Raw genomic sequence first — 17,478 nt, forward strand, 5'->3', positions numbered from 1 at the left:
TATATCAAAGTTATATACTTATTTAAAATATCGGATTTATCGGATTAGCTGTTTTTCAAAGCAGTCGCTTCAACATCGTTGATAAATCGCCGCAGCTTCGCAGCCACATCACGATTAATTTCCCCATTCTCATACAACTGCTGAACCGTATTGCGCTGTTCCTGAATGGCGACCATTTGCAACTCGAGCTTCTCCTGATTGAACGGATCTTCAGTCTTGCCCTGATTCCAACTCCTAAGTCTGGCGATGACCCGCTCATACTTGGCAATAACAGACAGTGCCACGGGCCGGTTACCATCATTCATATGAGCACGAATCGCTTTGATTGCTGCTTCCGAGGTTCGCAGTTTAACCTGACGGAACAGATCCGCATTTTCAATCATAAACGGCTGATCCGGTTTCTCGGAACGATTGGTAAATAGATGTGCAAGCACACGTCCAATTTCACTGATTGAGAACATCATTTGGGTATTGGTGCGATTCGCCAGCATCATTTCCTTGCGATCCAACCAGCTGTTACATTTGAACGCCGCTTCAGAGGCAATGACGTTCTCATCCAGCATATTTTCAATTTCCTTGCGTTCCGCTCGCGTACCAATCAGGTTAATGGCGGTTTCCTGCTTCAAAATATCTTTGCGTTTACCTGCAGTCAACTGCCCTGCAGCCTGCCTGATGTATTTGGACAAATCGGAAACTACAGCGAGCGCGGCGGCTTTGTTCTCGTCGGTCATCTCGGACTTGACTGCCCGGATCGCAGCATTCAGCATAATGTCCTGAGCTTTACGTTCTGTCGTTTGCTGCGAACCATCCGTTGCCTTCTCATCATTCTTGGCCAGCACCGGTAGAAACACGCTTGCAGCAATTAGGGTAAACAGGATGACTCCGGCTGCCAGGAAAATAATCAAATCCCGTTCGGGAAAAGGAGATCCGTCCTGAAGCACATACGGAATGGAAAAAGCACCTGCAAGGGTTACGGCTCCTCTTACACCTGACAGGGAGATAAGCGACATTTCTTTCAGTCTCGGCTTACCAATCGGTGACTTCTTGCGGAACCATTCATTCCCTTGCCAGAACAGATAGATCCAGACAAAACGAAGCAATAGCAGCAACACGGATATCAGTCCGACATACCCCAAAACCTGCAGATTATTAAACGATACATTCACGAAGATTGTGCTCAACACATCCGGAATCTGTACCCCCAGAATGACAAAAACCAAACCATTCAGAATAAATAAAATAACGGACCACGTACTTGCAGAAACCACCTGCATCTTCAGCTGAACCGATTCAGTGCGGTCACGTTCAATGGCATGGATGATACCTCCCGCCACAACAGCCAAAATGCCTGAAACTCCAATCTCTTCACTCACCAGATAAATAACGAATGGTGTCAGAATTTGCAGGAGCATATGAATGGTCACATCCTCCATACCCAGACGCCGGATCCAGACACCCAGCCGAATGAGCAGAAAGGATAACAATGCACCAACCAGCAAACCACCAATCGCAATAATCAGAAAGCTGAATGATGCCTCCGCCAGAGAAAAAACGCCTGTTACGGTTGCGGCAATCGCAAATTTGAATGCAACCAGACCGGATGCATCATTCATCAATGCTTCTCCCTCAAGAAGTCTATGTATGCTTTTGGGCAGATGTACACGCCCTGCCATGGCACCAACCGCTACCGCATCTGTCGGAGACAGGATGGCTGCAAGGGCAAAAGCAGCAGGCAGCGGAATGGTCGGTATCAGCCAGTGAATGGCATAGCCTGCCACGACCACCGTAACAAAGACAAGTCCTAGCGCTAGCAGCAGAATGGGAGCCCTTAGGTTCCACAATTCCTGCCTTGGCGTTCGTTTGCCATCGTTATATAACAAAGGAGCTATAAAGAGCACAAAAAACAGTTCCGGATTCAGCGGCAGATGTACCCCTGCAGGAAGAAGTGCTATTGCAACCCCCAGGGCAATCTGAATGAGCGGAACCGGAATGAAAGGTACAAATCGATTCAGGATGTTCGACAACCCGATAAGCACCAGTAATACAAGTACCACAATAAACAGTTCCATGATGATATTCCCTTTCCCTATTGATGTGATAAAGCCAATCGGAGTAGTCTTATTTTAACATATATCCGGTTTTGTTATAAAAATGTTGTCATATTCATTACCCAGCAAGTGAAGTCAAGAATAGCGCAGATTGAAGAATTTCGGATTGAATCTGTTTATAAGATGTTACAATATGCTCAGGACAATACCCGTTTGGAAAGGAACTTGGTAACTATGGCATTTGGAATTAATCGGCAGGAGTTGTCTGAATGGAAAGATCGCGTATCAAGCGGCGAGCTTGCCTACCTTACTCATTTTTGGATAGATCCGCGTTTTCCCGGCATTACAAGTGTGACCAAAGTAGGCTGCTCGAATCTGGAACGTCTTGAACAATGGTGTTTTGAACACGGACTTGATCCTCGCTATATTCATCGGCGTGAACCTTTCCCTCATTTCGACTTGCTTGGACAAAAGCAAAAAGAAGTACTGATGGAGGTCGGGCTGACCGAACATATTCAACGTTTCCATCTATAGATAACCCTAATTGAAAAGAAAAACGTCAGTCGTCAATGTTCTGTCCCATTATAGGGAAGAACCTTGACGACTGACGCTTCATACCGAATATATTTAACGATGTGTTTGTTCCAATTCTTTCATTTTCTCCAGCAGCTTCAGTTCAATTTTCTTAAGCATCCCTACCATCTGCTGCTGCTCTTCTTCCGTAAGCGCTTGTAGCAATTCCCACGTCATGCGTCCCCGGTTGGCATTCAAGGTCCGGGCGAGCTGCTCTCCATCCTCTGTCAAGGACAGCCAGACAATCCTCCGATCCTCTTCACTGCGTACCCGCTGGATCAACCCTTCACTCTCCAGTTGATTCAGGACAATCGTGGTAGCTCCAGATGATAAACTGAGCTGTCTTGCCACATCGACAGCCATACAGCGCTGTTCCCTTAAAATCATGCCCAATATATGACTCTTAGTCGGATTCAGTTTGCAGTTTGTCTCCGTCTTCTGCTGCTGATCCAATACTTTATTCTTATATCTGAAGAAGGCCTCCAACAATTGATCAACGTTTGCCAATTGTGAGTTTCGCTCCGTATCCGGGCTCATAACGTTCCTCCTGCCTTTCATCATAACCTACCTTACATTGTAACATATTTGTACTATTTTGTTTGTGAAAAATGCGCTTGCTTCATATTCTTATACTTGTTTGTAAAGTTCATGCTTATTTTCACGTTTCATGTGACAAGCTACCTTATAGCATGATGAATGAACCATCTTAAGGAGGTCATGAAGCTTGAACATTTATATTGTTTTCGACAGCGAGGGCGGACATACACAAGCGCTGGCTGAGGCGATTGCTGCTGGAGCAGCCAGTGTGCACGGAGCAACCGTTCACCTGCACTCCACTGAAGAAGCCGATGTATACAAACTGGTGGAGATGGATGCCATCATATGGGGGTGTCCCGGTCATTTTGGTTCGATTAGCTCTGGACTGAAGAAATGGATTGATAAACTGGGATACCTCTGGGCAGAAGGTAAACTGGTGGATAAGGTAGGTGCCGTTTTCTGTACGATTGCCACCGAACATGGGGGGCTTGAATCGGCACTGCTGCATCTTCTGACTCCCATGCTGCATCAGGGAATGATTATAACCGGACTGCCAGGGAACTTTGCCGACAACGCTTTGTATGGTTCATATTATGGTGTCGGCGTTACCTGTCCGGTAGATAGTGACGTTCTGCTAAGTGATCAGGGTATAGCTCTTGGCAGAGCACTGGGTGAACGTGTCGCCCGGATCACCAATCGACTGATTACCTAACATCCGTTTCATTTGACTGATGGATCTCATTTTCCTCAAGCCTGCACTTTCTCTCCACTAATCATGGCCGAGATGCAGGCTTGAGTTTTCTCTCCTCTTCAACGTGAAATCGCAACTGCCTATTGCATAATCGCAGAAGGTTTGTTTATAATAGCTTAAGTTACTTTTAGTTACTTAATAATTTTTATAAATCTGTTATCTTAAAGTAATATAATAACATTGCAAGGGAATTTTACGTATGAATGACAATAATCCATTAAAAGTAGATGTCTGTATTGTTGGAGCTGGACCAGGCGGGGCCCTTCTCTCTTACTTGTTGAACCGCCAAGGAATATCAAGCGCATTGATTGAACGGCAGCCACATCTGCACAAATCATTCCGTGGTGAATTGCTTAACCAAGATGGTGAAGCTGTGCTGAGCAAGCATGGTTTGTTTTCAGGCGTAGCCCAGCTTGGAACCCTGCCTTTGGAGCAAATTCAATACTGGGAGAACGGACAGATTATTCATACGATCCACCCCGCTGAGGGAGAATCGCATGTGGGCATTCATGTGCCTCAGGATCATCTGCTGGATTTTATCGTTTCAGAGTCGCAGAACCTGCCGCACAACCACGAACAGGTGCTGTTTAATACCATGATGACAGGCCTGCTGAGGGATAAGACAGGAAACACGATTGGTATCCATATTCGCCAAAACGGTCTTCCGTCTACCATACAAGCATCTGTCATTGTTGGCGCGGATGGACGATATTCAGCTGTGCGCAAACATTCGGGCCTTACTCCCGATGTCCGCAAGCATGGCTACGATCTCTTATGGGCCCGGATTCCTGCTCCTGTGGGCTGGGAACCAGCCGTACGCATGGCGAGCATGGATGGTCAGCAGCTGGCGCTTTTCTCCCAATACGGCGGCTATGTGCAGATTGGCTGGAACATTCCGCAAGGTTCATTCTCCAGCCTGCGCGAGCAGCCCTTTGCCCCTTTTGTGGAGAAACTTGTGGCTGCATTCCCTTGTCTCACCGATTCGGTAGCAGCACATATCCAGACATGGAGTGATTTCGTACTGTTATCCGTAGAAAGCAGTTACAGCAAATCATGGACACAGGATAATGTGGTTTTGCTCGGTGATGCTGCTCATACCATGACGCCTACGGGAGCTTTTGGCCTGAATGCAGCGCTTGAAGACGCTGATGCCCTTTCGGAGATACTTACCCGGATGGCTTCTGATCATTTCAAATTTACGGAACCGTTGCAGCAGCTGCAAATCCTTCGCGGTGACAAGGTGAAACAGCAGCTTGCACGCCAGGTCGAGATGGAGTCTTCCTTTCAGCAGCGTTACGAATCCCTGCGCTAAAAACGTACCGAAGTCTTACGCAATCAATCAAACAAGCCGACGGCTCCTATATAGAGAAGCCATCGGCTGTTTTGATCTGTAACTATAGCCAAGCGAAGAATCCAAAAAATGCTGATAAATTCAACGGATGCAACTATGATTTTCTATTATTGGAGCTGAAGGAATCCAGTCAATCAAGATTCGCTGCCATTCATTGCACTTACCCGAAGTTCCGTCAGCGGCAGTGACGTCTTCTCCGGATGACGCAAACGAACCGTCCGGCTCTCTCCTGGCAGCAAGTCGAAGTAGTTGTCACTGAAACGGACACGTCCCAGAGGAAGCTCCAGCTTGACCAATCTTGCGATGGCGCCACTGGCCGTAACGGTTACGGACTGTTCTTCTTCATTTACATGTACACTCAGTTGAGACTGCGGAAGCAACACGTCCTTCGGATCACGCAAAAAGTAGCGGTTAAGCGGTGCAGCAAATCCTTCGGCTATCAATTCAATCATCACTTCTTCAGCACGTCTCCCCTGTAAAGCTTCTGCTTCGCCTAAAGCTCCAATCTTTGAAGCGGATTGGGGTTGAGCCTCAACAGGCAGTGTACCGGAATAGACTTTCTCGCCATTCAGTTGATATACATTGATACGGAGATGTCCCCGTAAGGGCTGCAATGTATCGTTCACGACCCACAATGCAAGAGGTTCGCCAGGCTCATGTTCCAAGGATAGCAAGATTGGATGGAAGAACGTCTTACCATAATAAAAGGATGCCTTGGGCAGCAGCTCGAAATCAATCATGGACCAGCTTGTTCCCGGCCAGCTATCATTCAACTGCCACACAAGTGCCCCGCTATTCCGGTGATTAATCCGCCGGAAATGTTCAATACCGTACCGCAAACCCTCCGCTTGAGTCAGCATAGAAAAGTTCATGTACTCCTCCATATTTTGCGGAATCCCGGTATATCCTTCCATCAGAAGAATGCCCTTTTGATGATTGGTATCCTTGTTGCGGTATGCCATCTCGGGACTTCCCCAGTAAAACTGCCCTTCAGGCATGTTTTTCTCCAGCGTGTAACGGTTTGCCGACGCATGCATGCCGAATTCACTGCTGAACAAGGCATAATCCTTTTTGTAATTTTTGAACGTTACACCTTCGATGCTGTAATCCAGCAGTGGTGGTTCACCATGTTTTCTTGGATACACAGAGCCATGCCATACCTGCCAGTTGTGCCGATCCCCGACATCCGGATCATTGGCGTCATTGCCGCCCTTGTCTCCATACGGGGAAGACGGCCAATATGGACGCGAGGGATCCAGACGTTCCAGCGTCTCAGGAATCAGTTCATGATAGATCAGTTCTCCATAGAATGGGCTAGTGATGTCCCCGCTGGCGGATTTCATATCATACAGCCAGTCAATTTCGTTATTGCCGCACCAGATCGCAAGCGAAGCCCTGTTCCGTAATCGCATAACATTATTTTCAACTTCGCATCTGACATTCTTCATGAAATCATGATTGAAATCAGGAAATAATGCGTTCGCAAAGGCAAAATCCTGCCATACCAGTATTCCTTGCCGATCACACTCATCGTAAAAGACTTCCTTCTCATAAATGCCGCCTGCCCAGACCCGCAGCATATTCATGTTTCCTTCGACGGTCAGCTCGATGAGCTCACGATACCTAGAATCGGGGATCGCACCGATCAGATGGTCAGCCGGTATCCAGTTCGCTCCCTTGGCGTACACCTTGATACCATTCAAAATAAAAGCAAACGCATCTTCTCCCCGTTCATTGTGGAGGGCAAGCTCAATGGTTCGTATCCCGTAAGGCTCACTATAACGGTCCACTTCAATTCCATCGGCATATAGAATAACCTCCAGCGAATACAAATGTGGTTCGCCCAGATCATGCGTCCACCACAATTGCGGTGATGACACCACCAGCGTTGTATCCGCCTGTCCACCTTCCACAGCCAACCCATCAGCTTGTACCACCTCATCACCACCAGCATTCAACAACCGAACATTGCATGTCGTGACTACAGGTTGCTCACGTTGCTGTCTGCTGCGGAATGACATCACCGATTTCACATTTGCCGTGACGTGGATAACCGCCTGCTCCTTACTGACAGATTCGGTTCGGGCATATACACTCTCCAGCTTCGCCATCACCCGTCTCTCCAACCTAACCGCGCCCCAGATACCAACGGTAACCATGCGCGGCCCCCAGTCCCAGCCGAAATTCATTGCCGCCTTGCGGAGCCATGGCCGTTCCTTGGTATACGATGACCAGTCGAATGTCTCCTTGTCCAAGTTGTGCAGTGTTAAAGGGTCAAACCGGACTGCAATGGCGTTCCAGCCATTACGGACCAGTGATGTTACATTGAATGTGTGGGACATGAGCATATTGGCTGTTTTCCCCACTTCATGACCGTTCACATACACCGTGGCGAATGTATCCAAACCTTCGAAGACAAGCTCGAAATGTTCCTGCTCCTCTTCACCCTTGACCAGGTTAAAGTTGGTACGATACCACCATTCCTTTTGCTCGATCCAGCGACTCTTGGCATCGTTATGCCCGTAATACGGAGGATCAATAATGCTGCGCTGGATCAGTGCCGAATGAACATCACCTGGCACTTCCGCCCCAATCCAGAAGCGGTCGTCCAATGCAGCTGCCGCAACGTCCATGGCCCGCTTTTCCCCAACATCAAAATGCTGTATCTTCCATTGACCCGACAAATCCTGACTTGAATAATCTCTCTTCATCATTTGCCTCGCTCCCCAGATCCCTGAGCCATGATGCACCGAAAACGTTTGCAGAAACATGTAAATTCATGCATTGTCTGCTAACTTCCCGAAGGCTTGAATGAATATGCCTCTTCGCGAAATTCACTCGGGGTCTTTCCCGTATGTTTTTTGAACAGCCTGCTAAAGTATTTTACGTCTTCATATCCACTGATGGCAGCCACTTCACTGACTTTTGCAGGAGAGACTGCCAGCATCTCCATCGCCCGCCGGATACGCATATTCGTAACAAAATCCCCAAATGTGATACCTGTTTCTTTCTTAAACAGCTCGCTCAGGTGTCCCGGGTGCAAATGAACCTGACCCGCCACCTGCTGCAGACTGATCTCTTGTGCCAATCCGGATTCAATGTAAGCAATGGCCTTTTGCACATGTGAAGCCTGCCCTTGACCCATTTGACTGTAATATGTATGCATCAGACCATATAAATGGTGAAACAGCATATCCCGGAGATCCGCAGCATCTGCATCCGGTTCCGGTTGCCATGGTTCATATCGTGCAGGCTCTTCTCTTCCAATGGCACGCATCGTACGAACCAGCCAGCGATGTCCGGCAATCACCGCAGAATGCAAACAGGCATGGAATGATTCAGGTGTCACTTCGGGGTCCATCATGAGTTCTCTTACAAGCTCTTGTGTCCATGTGGTCAGCACTACAGGATCATTATCGAGCAGCAGTGTCCCCAGTGCAGTTTCCTCTTCATGCGTAAGTAACGTTTTGCCGCCTTTGCGATGACTCACCTGCTCGATGCTCCATATTTTATCCTGCAGCAAACCTAGATATTGGAATGCCGCAGATGCTGTTTTGTAACTATCATGAAGATGAATCTCACCGCAAACAGGGTGCCCTATCGCTGCACGCAGCGAACATTTCAGCAATTGCTCCATGTGATTCAATACTGTTTTCAACGTATACTGTAATTCCTGCTTTAAGTTCGCTACCTGCACAACTCCAATAATCTGTTTTTTCTGAATATGGGCAACGGCACCAGGCAGCAGATCCTCCAGCATGTTCTGTACAGCAAACCTCAACAGCGCAGCTGAAGAACGACTCCATCCTTTCGCCTGAATTATGAACACTTGTTGATATACCTGCCCGCCATTCAGAGAAACATCAGTACCCTCCCCTACTCCCTGCTTCAGAAATGCAGGACAAGGACCTGTACCCACATCACCATCAATAATCCATTTTTCAAACAACCGCTGTCTGTTCTCCCGTAAAAGTCGACCTTCTCTTGACTTTTCTGCCCATCGATCCGTAATTCTTTGTTTGGCCTGAAGAACGGTTTTGATGATCTCTTCCGGTTTGCTGGTTTTGAGCAGGTAATCCGTCACTCCCTGGCGGATCGCTTGTTGAGCATAAGCAAAGTCATCGTATCCGGACAAAATAATGACCTCCAGCTCAGGCAGTAATTGCAGCCCTTCATCTGCCAGTTCAAGCCCCGTTTTACCAGTCATGCGGATATCGGTCATCAGAATGTGCGGACGTTCCTCAGCCATCCGGGTTAGCGCTTCTTCAGCCGAGGCAGCGGGTGCAAGAAGTTCAATACCCAGCTCGTTCCAGGCAATTACACTGGCAAGTCCGGTGCGAATAATCACTTCGTCATCGACAATAAGTAGTCTCATGGCGATTCCTCCAGAAAGGGAATGGAAAATGAGATACGGGTTCCGCCGCCGACCCGGCTGTCTATTTCCAGCTGTGAATCCGCTCCGTAATGGAGCAGCAATCGCTCATTCACGTTGTGGATCCCGTAACCACCAACAGGCGGATTTAAATCCGGTCTTTCCTTCAACTGTTCCAGTCTCTCTTGCTCCATACCAATGCCATCATCCAGAACCAGTACGTTCATTCGTTCCTCATCCTGATCCTGACGAATCATGATCGTGATCGTTCCTGTGCCGACCTTTGGCTGGATTCCGTGGATCATGGCATTCTCGACAAGGGGCTGCAGCAGCAGCTTCAACATCATCCGCTGCTCCAGTGCAGGATCCACAATATAATGCACTGCAAATTTATCGGGAAAGCGGATAGACTGCACACGTACATAATGCTGGATGTGGGCAATCTCCTGACCTACAGGGCAGAAATCCTTGCCGTTATTCAAGCTGATACGCAGGAAATCACTTAATCCTTCTACCATATCTGCAATCCGACTCTCTTTCGACATCAAGGCGATCCAGTGAATGGACGAAAGGGTGTTATATAGAAAATGAGGATTGATCTGTGCCTGAAGTGCTCTGAGATCTGCTTCCTTCTTCCTGGCTTCACCGCGTATCACTTCTTCCTTAAGACTCTCGATATGTGCACCCAGCAGATTATAGCTTTCTCCCAGTTTGCCAATCTCGTCGTCGCTTTCCGACCGAAACAAAGGCAGCGGCCGATCCGGGTCAATACGGGACAAGTGCCTGGTGAGCACACGGAGCGGTCTCGTTACTCGGCGGACGGTAAACCAGACAAGTCCTGCGCAGATTACAGCCGAAGCAACGACTGCTACGGCCGTGAGAATCAGAATATAACCGTTTTCCGACTTATACTGATCATAAGGTACCGTTCCGGTCAACGTCCATCCGGTCAACTGTTCCGGGTAATAGAGAAGTGTACGCTTATTTTCACCACTGCCATAGGTTGTCGTTCCGCTCCCACCTTGCCGAATCAGTGTCTGCACTTCTGGTTCAACCTGCTCCAGGGACTTCCCAAGCCTGGATTTGTCCATGGAAGACAGGATTTCTCCCGAACGTCCGATCAGCTCCAAACGCCCTTCACCCCTGCCAAGTCCCAGCGCAGCCCAGTCTTTGGAGATGGCCTTTTCATCCAAGCTAATGGCGAGCCACCCAATGGGGCGGTAATCATGAATGCTGCGGATCGGGCGCACCAACGTTATAACATTTTGTATCCCTGCATAGTTGCGGACCGGATAGACGCCGGTCCATGTTTTGACCGCATCGCCGTTAGGTGCTGGAGGATCGGAAGTACCCGGTTCATACCAGGTTGCGGTCGTCAATACAGCATCAAACCGATCCGGATAAATTGCAATATTCGCAATATATTTCTTGGAGGCTGCCAGATTGGTCATTCTGCCGAGAATATCCACGCGGTCCAGCTCATGATCTTCATTTCGGCTCAGATACTGCTGAATATCCCGCTCCCCAATCAGAAAAATCGATATATTCTCGGCATCCTGCAGCATATAACGAAGATTGGCTTCCACCTGTTTCAGCGTATCCATGCCGGACAGCTTCGTTTTCTGCTCGGTAATACGGGAAGAGATCAGAAACGCGAACAGACCCAGCGCCAGCAATGGCACAATCATGGAGGCAGTTACGACAACCGAGAGCTTCCTCTGCAGCGAAGATGTGAGCCAGCTTCTCAATTCTTTTCCTCCTCTGGATGCGCTTTCGTTTATCCCTTAACCGCACCAGCCGTCATGCCTTTCATTACCTGTTCCTGAAAGACAAGATATAGAATAATGGTCGGAATAACCGACAGCGTCATGGCGGCCAATGTTAGTCCATAGTCCGTCTGGTATCCATCAGCGAAATTCGCAATCGCCAGCGGCAACGTTTTCAATCCTGTTTTGTTAATAAACACGAGTGCAAACGAAAAGTCATTCCACGCATGCAAAAAACTCAGAATCGTAACTGTGGACAAGGCAGGCACGGACATGGGCAGCATAATCCTGGTAAACAGTCCCCACAGGCCTGTTCCATCGATAAACGCCGCTTCTTCAATATCCCTTGGCACACTAGTCAAGTAAGCCGTGAGTACAAAAATGGCTGTTGGCAGTGCAAACGCCGTATACGGCAAGATCAATGCCCAATACGTATTCAGTAGGGACATCTGTTTCATTAGAATGAACAATGGAACCAGTGTACTGTGAATCGGAATCAGCATACCAACTACAAAAAAGGTCATGACCAGACCCTTCCAGCGGAACTGGAATCGGGCCAATATAAATGAAGCAAGCGCTGCAATAAACAGGGTCAAAATCAGTGAGCCCAAGGATACAATCAGTGAATTGCCAAATGCCGTTCCCAGTCTTGAGCTTTCCCATGCATTGCTGAAATTGGCCACGTTCCAGTGTGCCGGCAGACCAAAAGGTCTGCTGTAGAAATCTTCATTCGTTTTAAACGCACTGATCACAAGCCAGTAAAACGGATACAATGTTAAAATACCATACACCGTCAGCAGCGTCCAAACAATTCCGCTGCGCAGACGGCGAACCGGATGGCCCGCAGCACTTCGAGGCGTTGGCATCGTTACAGGTGTCACACTCATTACAGTTCCCCCTCTCCTTTAATTCTCTTTTCGTTTACGACTGGTCACCCACTGGCTTGTTCCGATGAGCAGCAGGGAGATCAGCACGATGGTCGTCGAGATCGCACTCCCAAAACCATAGCGGTAGGTCGTGAAGGTTGAGTTATACATATACGTAGCGAGCAGTTCTGTGGCATGAGCCGGGCCGCCTTTGGTCATGATGTACACCAGATCAAAGGATTTCAGACTGCCCGAAATGCACAGAATAATCGCAACCTGTACCGTTCCCCAGATCATGGGCAGAGAAATTGAAACCAGCTTACGGATGCCTGATGCGCCGTCCATTTTGGCAGCATCATGAATTTCACCTGGGATGTTTTGCAGCGCCGAGATGAAAATAATGAGGTACAAGCCAACAAAACTCCAGAGCAGCGGCGGTACGAGAGAAAAGATCGCAATCTTGTCGTCAGACAGCCATTGCAATTTCCAACTCTCCAGCCCCAGTGCATCCAGCAGGAAATTCAAAATTCCGATCTGCGGATGATAGATATATTGCCAGATCATACCGATAACCACGGTAGATAAGACCATTGGCAGAAATACAGCGGAGCGCAGGAAGCGCTGCAGTGGATTGCTTTTGTGTAATATGACCGCAAGCATCAGCGCTAACGGGATCTGTCCAAACACGGAAGCCAGAACAAAAATGACGTTGTTTTTCAGTGCCCGCCAGAATACGGGGTCATGCCATATCTCCACATAGTTGTTCAGACCAATATAATTGGACTCCCCGATTCCGGACCAGTTGAAGAAACCATAATAGGCCGACCATACAACCGGCACAAATACAAACAACGCATATATGATGATTGCCGGAGCAAGCCCCAGCATGATAAACCGACGACTGCGCAGTGCGTTCATTCAGTCACTTCCCTTCATTAATGCCTTACCTAACCCTAATACATTTGATTCTTGCCAATAGAAACGGAAAACCCCTCCCCTGCCGGGAAGGGGTGATCTCTGCTGTGCAAACGTATGAATTCGGATCATTGGACCAATTTAACGTTTCACCCTGACCTCAGACCAAACTTGTTAATTGCCAACGGCGTTGGCCTGTGCAGCCTGAATTTTGGCGGCGATATCTTCTGCTTTCCCGCCCATCAGCAGTTCCTGCAGTCCATTATTGATGACCTCCACCGTTGCAGATCCCAGCTTGGAATCGTAAACCGGATTAATCTTCACTTCCTGCATCAAGTCATATAATTCCACGAACAAAGGGTGTGCTTTGGATTTGTCCAGATCAATCTTGTAACTGACCAAAGTACTGCTGTCCAGCGTCGCCTTCTGACCGTCAGGACCCGCCAGCGCGTAGAACAGCTCCATTGCTGCCTCTTTTTGGGCCCCGCTCAGCTTTTTGCTAACACCAAGGCCGGTACCAACTACGCCTGAGGTTGTTCTTGGTTCACCCTGACCTCCGTCCACTGGGGGAAGAATGGTGATATGTGTGTTATTCAACACCTCTTCAGGTGCGTTATTCACCAGGTTCGCCAAGGCCCATCCACCATTCATGACCATCGCAGCTTTTCCCTGGAAGTACAGCTGCATCATCTGGGTCTCGTCAATACTGTTGAAACCATCCTGGAAGGCTTTGCTGTTTCCGAGCTGCTGCATCTTGTTTAACGCCTCGATGAACTGCGGATCGGTAAAACTGGCGCCATCCTGGGCTGCAGCTTTCAGAAACCAGTCTGTGCCTGTAATCCGGTCAGCCAGCGTACTGAAGATCGTCGATTGAGCGACCCAGTTTGCCTTGTTACCCAGTGCCATTGGAATAACCTTGTTTTCGTTAAACGTTGCAATGGCCTGCTCCAGTTCGGCCCACGTCTCAGGAACTTTGACGTTATACTGTTTAAACAGTGCCTCGTTGTAATAAATGAAGGAACTTGGCGCCAGATTCATCGGTACAGAGTAGATGTTTCCGTCAACCGTGTATCCGTCCAATGCGTTCGGAATAAAGTTGTCCTTCCACTCCGGCTTTGCGTCCAGCTCTGCATTAATTGGCTGCAGCAGATCGCCTTTTACAAATTCTTTCGTCATTGCATCCGGCCACATCACAAACAGGTCCGGCATTTCATTCGCAGCCGCTACGGTGCGGAGCCTTGTTTTGAGACCATCTGTAGGCAGACCCTCATCCACCACTTCAATATCAGGATGTGCTGCCCGGAAATCTTCAATGATTTTACGCATCGCTACCGCTTTTGCATCCTGTCCGGTCCAGTTATGCCAAAGTGTCACGGTCACTTTATCTTTGCTGCCCGTTCCTTCCGAAGCATCACCGCCGCTGCAGGCCGCCAGTACCATTGAAAACAAGGCAACTGCCACAAATCCCGAAAGCCATTTTCTCAACATCTCTATCTCCCCCTTGGCTGATTGAATACCCTTATTGTAAATGGTAACGCTATCATACCGTAAGGTGACGATCCACGGATGCAGGGGTGAAAAATATCGGATGCCCGGTCCGATGGAGCACTTCCCTTTAAACAAAAAGAGCTCTCGAATGTGAGAGCTCCTTAGGAAACCAAGTCTATTTAATAAGAAAGAGAATAAGTTCTGATTTATTGCATACTGCTTTGGATGAGTGCTGCAAAAGCTTCCGAGCCTTCCTTCGTCAGATGCACGCCGTCTTTTTCAAAATATTCGTCGTGTCCTTCACTTGCACTGTGCCAGTCAATGAGGGAAACGTTATTGTACGCTGAGGCTGCTTCATTCAGTGCTTTGTTAACCGTTCGTTCCCAAGGACGGGGAACCCGCACGGTAACCAGATACACATGATCTTCATCCTTAAGGTAATCAAGCACTGATTTCAGACTTTTGGAATTGAATGAACCATTGGTTCCAAGTTCCAGCACCACCTGACTGCCCAATTGATCGCCTCGTTTGAGCCCATCCAGGACAGCGGCTGCCTCCCACATCTGACGCCCAACATGACCGTCCACGTAAACTCCCGACATATTTTGTTCCAGGTAAGGCTTGGCGTCCATAATAACCGAGTCCCCTATGACGGTATAGTGAACCTTTCCGTCTTCAGCAGGAGGAGCTGTTTCCCCATCCGCTTGGGACGAATCCCCAGTTTGATCCGGATCTGTCGATTTATCGATACCGTCATCACCGGAGTGATCAGTATCTCCTGCAGAATTCTCAGTTGTCTGGTTCGGGTCATCCGAAGCGGCACCTTCTCCTTCATCGGGTGTAGAAACTTCCGGTTGGGCAGATGTATCCGGGTTCGACGATTGCTGCTCAGGTTGGTTTTGCTTGTCGCCAGCATCCTCGGCAGGTTTGTCGTTCTTCTGCGGTTCAGCAGTCTTTTGGCCGGACCCTGAAGTGTCTACGGGAGCCGGAAGCACATCCTGCCCTTTCTCCTCATGTACAGAGTGCTCGCTGTTCAATGTGGTGGACATGGACACGGAATGTGAATCGGAATTCGCGGCAGATGTGGTCATCATTTGAGACACGGTAAAGCACATGAACAGAACGGACATCAGCAGTCCTGCCCGCTTCAGCCATGTCTGATGAGTGCCATGCCCGCTCCATCCTTTCTCCCACAACCGGGACCAGGTATCTCGGAATCCGTTGTGACGAATCGGATTCTCAATGTACTTTAATGATAGCGATGCCAGCACTACGGTTGCTGCCACCTGCAAAATCATTCGAACCGGGTGAAATCCTCCCGTATCAACGGCCGGACTCGTCAGGACGATCACGGGATAATGCCAGAGATAAAGTCCATAGGAGCGCTCACCAATCCATCGCAGTGGCTTGGCACCAACTAGGCGTGCCAAAAAGGATGAAGGGTGGGCCAGCACAGCAACCAGCAGCGTTGTTGCTATGGCTTGAAGGACCATCCCACCTTGGTACAGCGATGGTTCATATTCACTGCTGTTCAGCATCATATAGATCAGCAGGGCCAATGCTGCCACACCCGATACGTCAAGCACGACTCGATTAAGGCTCGCAAGGGAGTCTGACAGATTGCGGCTTGGCCACACTACAGCGAGTGCAGCCCCAGCCAGCAGCGCGAATGCCCGGGTATCCGTACCATAATATACACGGCTCGGATCCAGATCCGGATTGTACATGATCGCCATTGCACCAGCAGATAACTCAGCAGCCACTACAATAAAGACAACGAGCCATCCCTTTCTTTTGAACACCATGATTGAAGCGATCAGGATTAACGGCCACACCATGTAGAATTGTTCTTCCACCGCGAGCGACCAGAAATGTCCGAACGGGGATGGAGGACCAAAACTTTCGAAATAGGATACGTGATGAAAGATATACCACCAATTGCTTATGTATAAAACACCCGAAACAATGTCCCCTCGCAGGGCAGCAAGCCGGGAAGGATCTGTGAAGAGCAGCCAAACCATTACAACTGCTGTTACGGTGAGCATGCCAGGCACCAAGCGCCTGATTCGGCGCATCCAGAAATCACCGAGCGAAATGCGCCCATGTTCCTGCCATTGGGACACAAGAATATCTGTAATCAGGTAACCTGATAAAACAAAGAAAATGCCGACACCGAGCAAACCGCCGGGAATAAAACTCAAATTCAGATGATACGCAATTACAGCAAGCACGGCAATGGCCCGCAAGCCATCCAATCCGTTCATGTGACGCCTGCTTTTCAACGTTTGTGACATGAGCGCCCCTCCTTGTTGCTGGTTGACATCATTGGTGTCTGGGGCGATTGCAAATCATCTTCGCTTCTCACTGTGGTTCTGGTTGTCATTAACATACGTATTGCACCTTTCGTCATTCATTTCCAATATATCGTTCAACACTCACGCTTAGCATTATACGCCCAAGCGCAGCGAGATAAATTACAGTAGTAGTTACAAAGCGATGAAACGATGTAACCTTTCCTGCCAGCTTATATAGCTGTAAAATCATACTCCAAAATTGTCGTTTAATACAGTCTTTTTCTTCGACTGGGTAATATTACCTCACTGGCAAATCAAAACAAAAAAGGCCGCCCACTTACTCAGCAGCATTAACCATTATAAACCTATCCCGAGCCCGATTGAAAGTTTTGCTCATAAATGCTTCTGCGTGCCTAGGACCCTAGGTGTGGTACGGTGGAATCTTCTCTTCAGTCCCATCATCAAGTATTCGATACGTGGAACGTACGACATTCAACTGGTTATTTCATGACTTTGT

12 protein-coding genes are annotated in these 17,478 nt (G+C 48.5%); 3 read left to right on the forward strand and 9 right to left on the reverse strand.

The genetic code is table 11. The features are described 5' to 3' along the window. Positions 1-44 precede the first annotated feature (44 nt). On the reverse strand, positions 45-2,069 hold the full coding sequence (locus AB3N00_RS07915; protein ID WP_413034059.1) for a Na+/H+ antiporter: 2,025 nt from the start codon (positions 2,067-2,069) through the stop codon (positions 45-47). Positions 2,070-2,282: 213 nt separating this feature from the next. Between AB3N00_RS07915 and AB3N00_RS07920 the strand changes: the two genes are divergently transcribed. After that, positions 2,283-2,582, forward strand: a complete 300-nt coding sequence (locus AB3N00_RS07920) for a hypothetical protein (RefSeq protein ID WP_413034060.1) — start codon at positions 2,283-2,285, stop codon at positions 2,580-2,582. A 93-nt stretch (positions 2,583-2,675) separates the two neighbouring features. Here AB3N00_RS07920 and AB3N00_RS07925 read toward each other — a convergent pair whose 3' ends face one another. After that, positions 2,676-3,158, reverse strand: a complete 483-nt coding sequence (locus AB3N00_RS07925) for a MarR family winged helix-turn-helix transcriptional regulator (protein WP_413034061.1) — start codon at positions 3,156-3,158, stop codon at positions 2,676-2,678. Between the two features lie 187 nt (positions 3,159-3,345). On the opposite strand from AB3N00_RS07925, the gene AB3N00_RS07930 reads away from it, so the two are divergent. Both AB3N00_RS07930 and AB3N00_RS07935 read left to right on the forward strand, forming a co-directional pair. Then, positions 3,346-3,870, forward strand: coding sequence for an NAD(P)H-dependent oxidoreductase (locus tag AB3N00_RS07930; protein WP_175399801.1), 525 nt, complete (start codon positions 3,346-3,348; stop codon positions 3,868-3,870). A gap of 238 nt (positions 3,871-4,108) precedes the next feature. Then, positions 4,109-5,221: an FAD-dependent monooxygenase gene (locus AB3N00_RS07935; RefSeq protein ID WP_413034062.1), complete on the forward strand. Its 1,113-nt coding sequence runs from the start codon at positions 4,109-4,111 to the stop codon at positions 5,219-5,221. Positions 5,222-5,394: 173 nt separating this feature from the next. Here AB3N00_RS07935 and AB3N00_RS07940 read toward each other — a convergent pair whose 3' ends face one another. From AB3N00_RS07940 to AB3N00_RS07970, 7 genes are all read right to left on the reverse strand, one after another. After that, complete coding sequence (locus tag AB3N00_RS07940) at positions 5,395-7,971, reverse strand: beta-mannosidase (RefSeq protein ID WP_413035219.1); 2,577 nt, start codon at positions 7,969-7,971, stop codon at positions 5,395-5,397. A gap of 80 nt (positions 7,972-8,051) precedes the next feature. Beyond that, positions 8,052-9,635, reverse strand: coding sequence for a helix-turn-helix domain-containing protein (locus tag AB3N00_RS07945; RefSeq protein WP_413034063.1), 1,584 nt, complete (start codon positions 9,633-9,635; stop codon positions 8,052-8,054). Beyond that, positions 9,632-11,380: a sensor histidine kinase gene (locus AB3N00_RS07950; protein WP_413034064.1), complete on the reverse strand. Its 1,749-nt coding sequence runs from the start codon at positions 11,378-11,380 to the stop codon at positions 9,632-9,634. The genes AB3N00_RS07945 and AB3N00_RS07950 overlap by 4 nt, the downstream gene beginning before the upstream one ends. 29 nt (positions 11,381-11,409) lie before the next feature. Next, a complete protein-coding gene (locus tag AB3N00_RS07955) occupies positions 11,410-12,264 on the reverse strand; it encodes a carbohydrate ABC transporter permease (protein WP_413035220.1) in 855 nt (284 codons plus the stop codon). 39 nt (positions 12,265-12,303) lie between these two features. Beyond that, entirely contained in the window at positions 12,304-13,182 is an 879-nt protein-coding gene (locus tag AB3N00_RS07960; RefSeq protein WP_413034065.1) for a carbohydrate ABC transporter permease, read from the reverse strand. Between the two features lie 171 nt (positions 13,183-13,353). After that, a complete protein-coding gene (locus AB3N00_RS07965) occupies positions 13,354-14,667 on the reverse strand; it encodes an extracellular solute-binding protein (protein ID WP_413034066.1) in 1,314 nt (437 codons plus the stop codon). A gap of 206 nt (positions 14,668-14,873) precedes the next feature. Next, complete coding sequence (locus tag AB3N00_RS07970) at positions 14,874-16,961, reverse strand: acyltransferase family protein (protein ID WP_413034067.1); 2,088 nt, start codon at positions 16,959-16,961, stop codon at positions 14,874-14,876. Between the last annotated feature and the right edge of the window lie 517 nt (positions 16,962-17,478).

It is taken from the genome of Paenibacillus xylanilyticus (assembly GCF_047246825.1).
GTDB classification, from domain to species: Bacteria; Bacillota; Bacilli; order Paenibacillales; family Paenibacillaceae; genus Paenibacillus; species Paenibacillus xylanilyticus_B.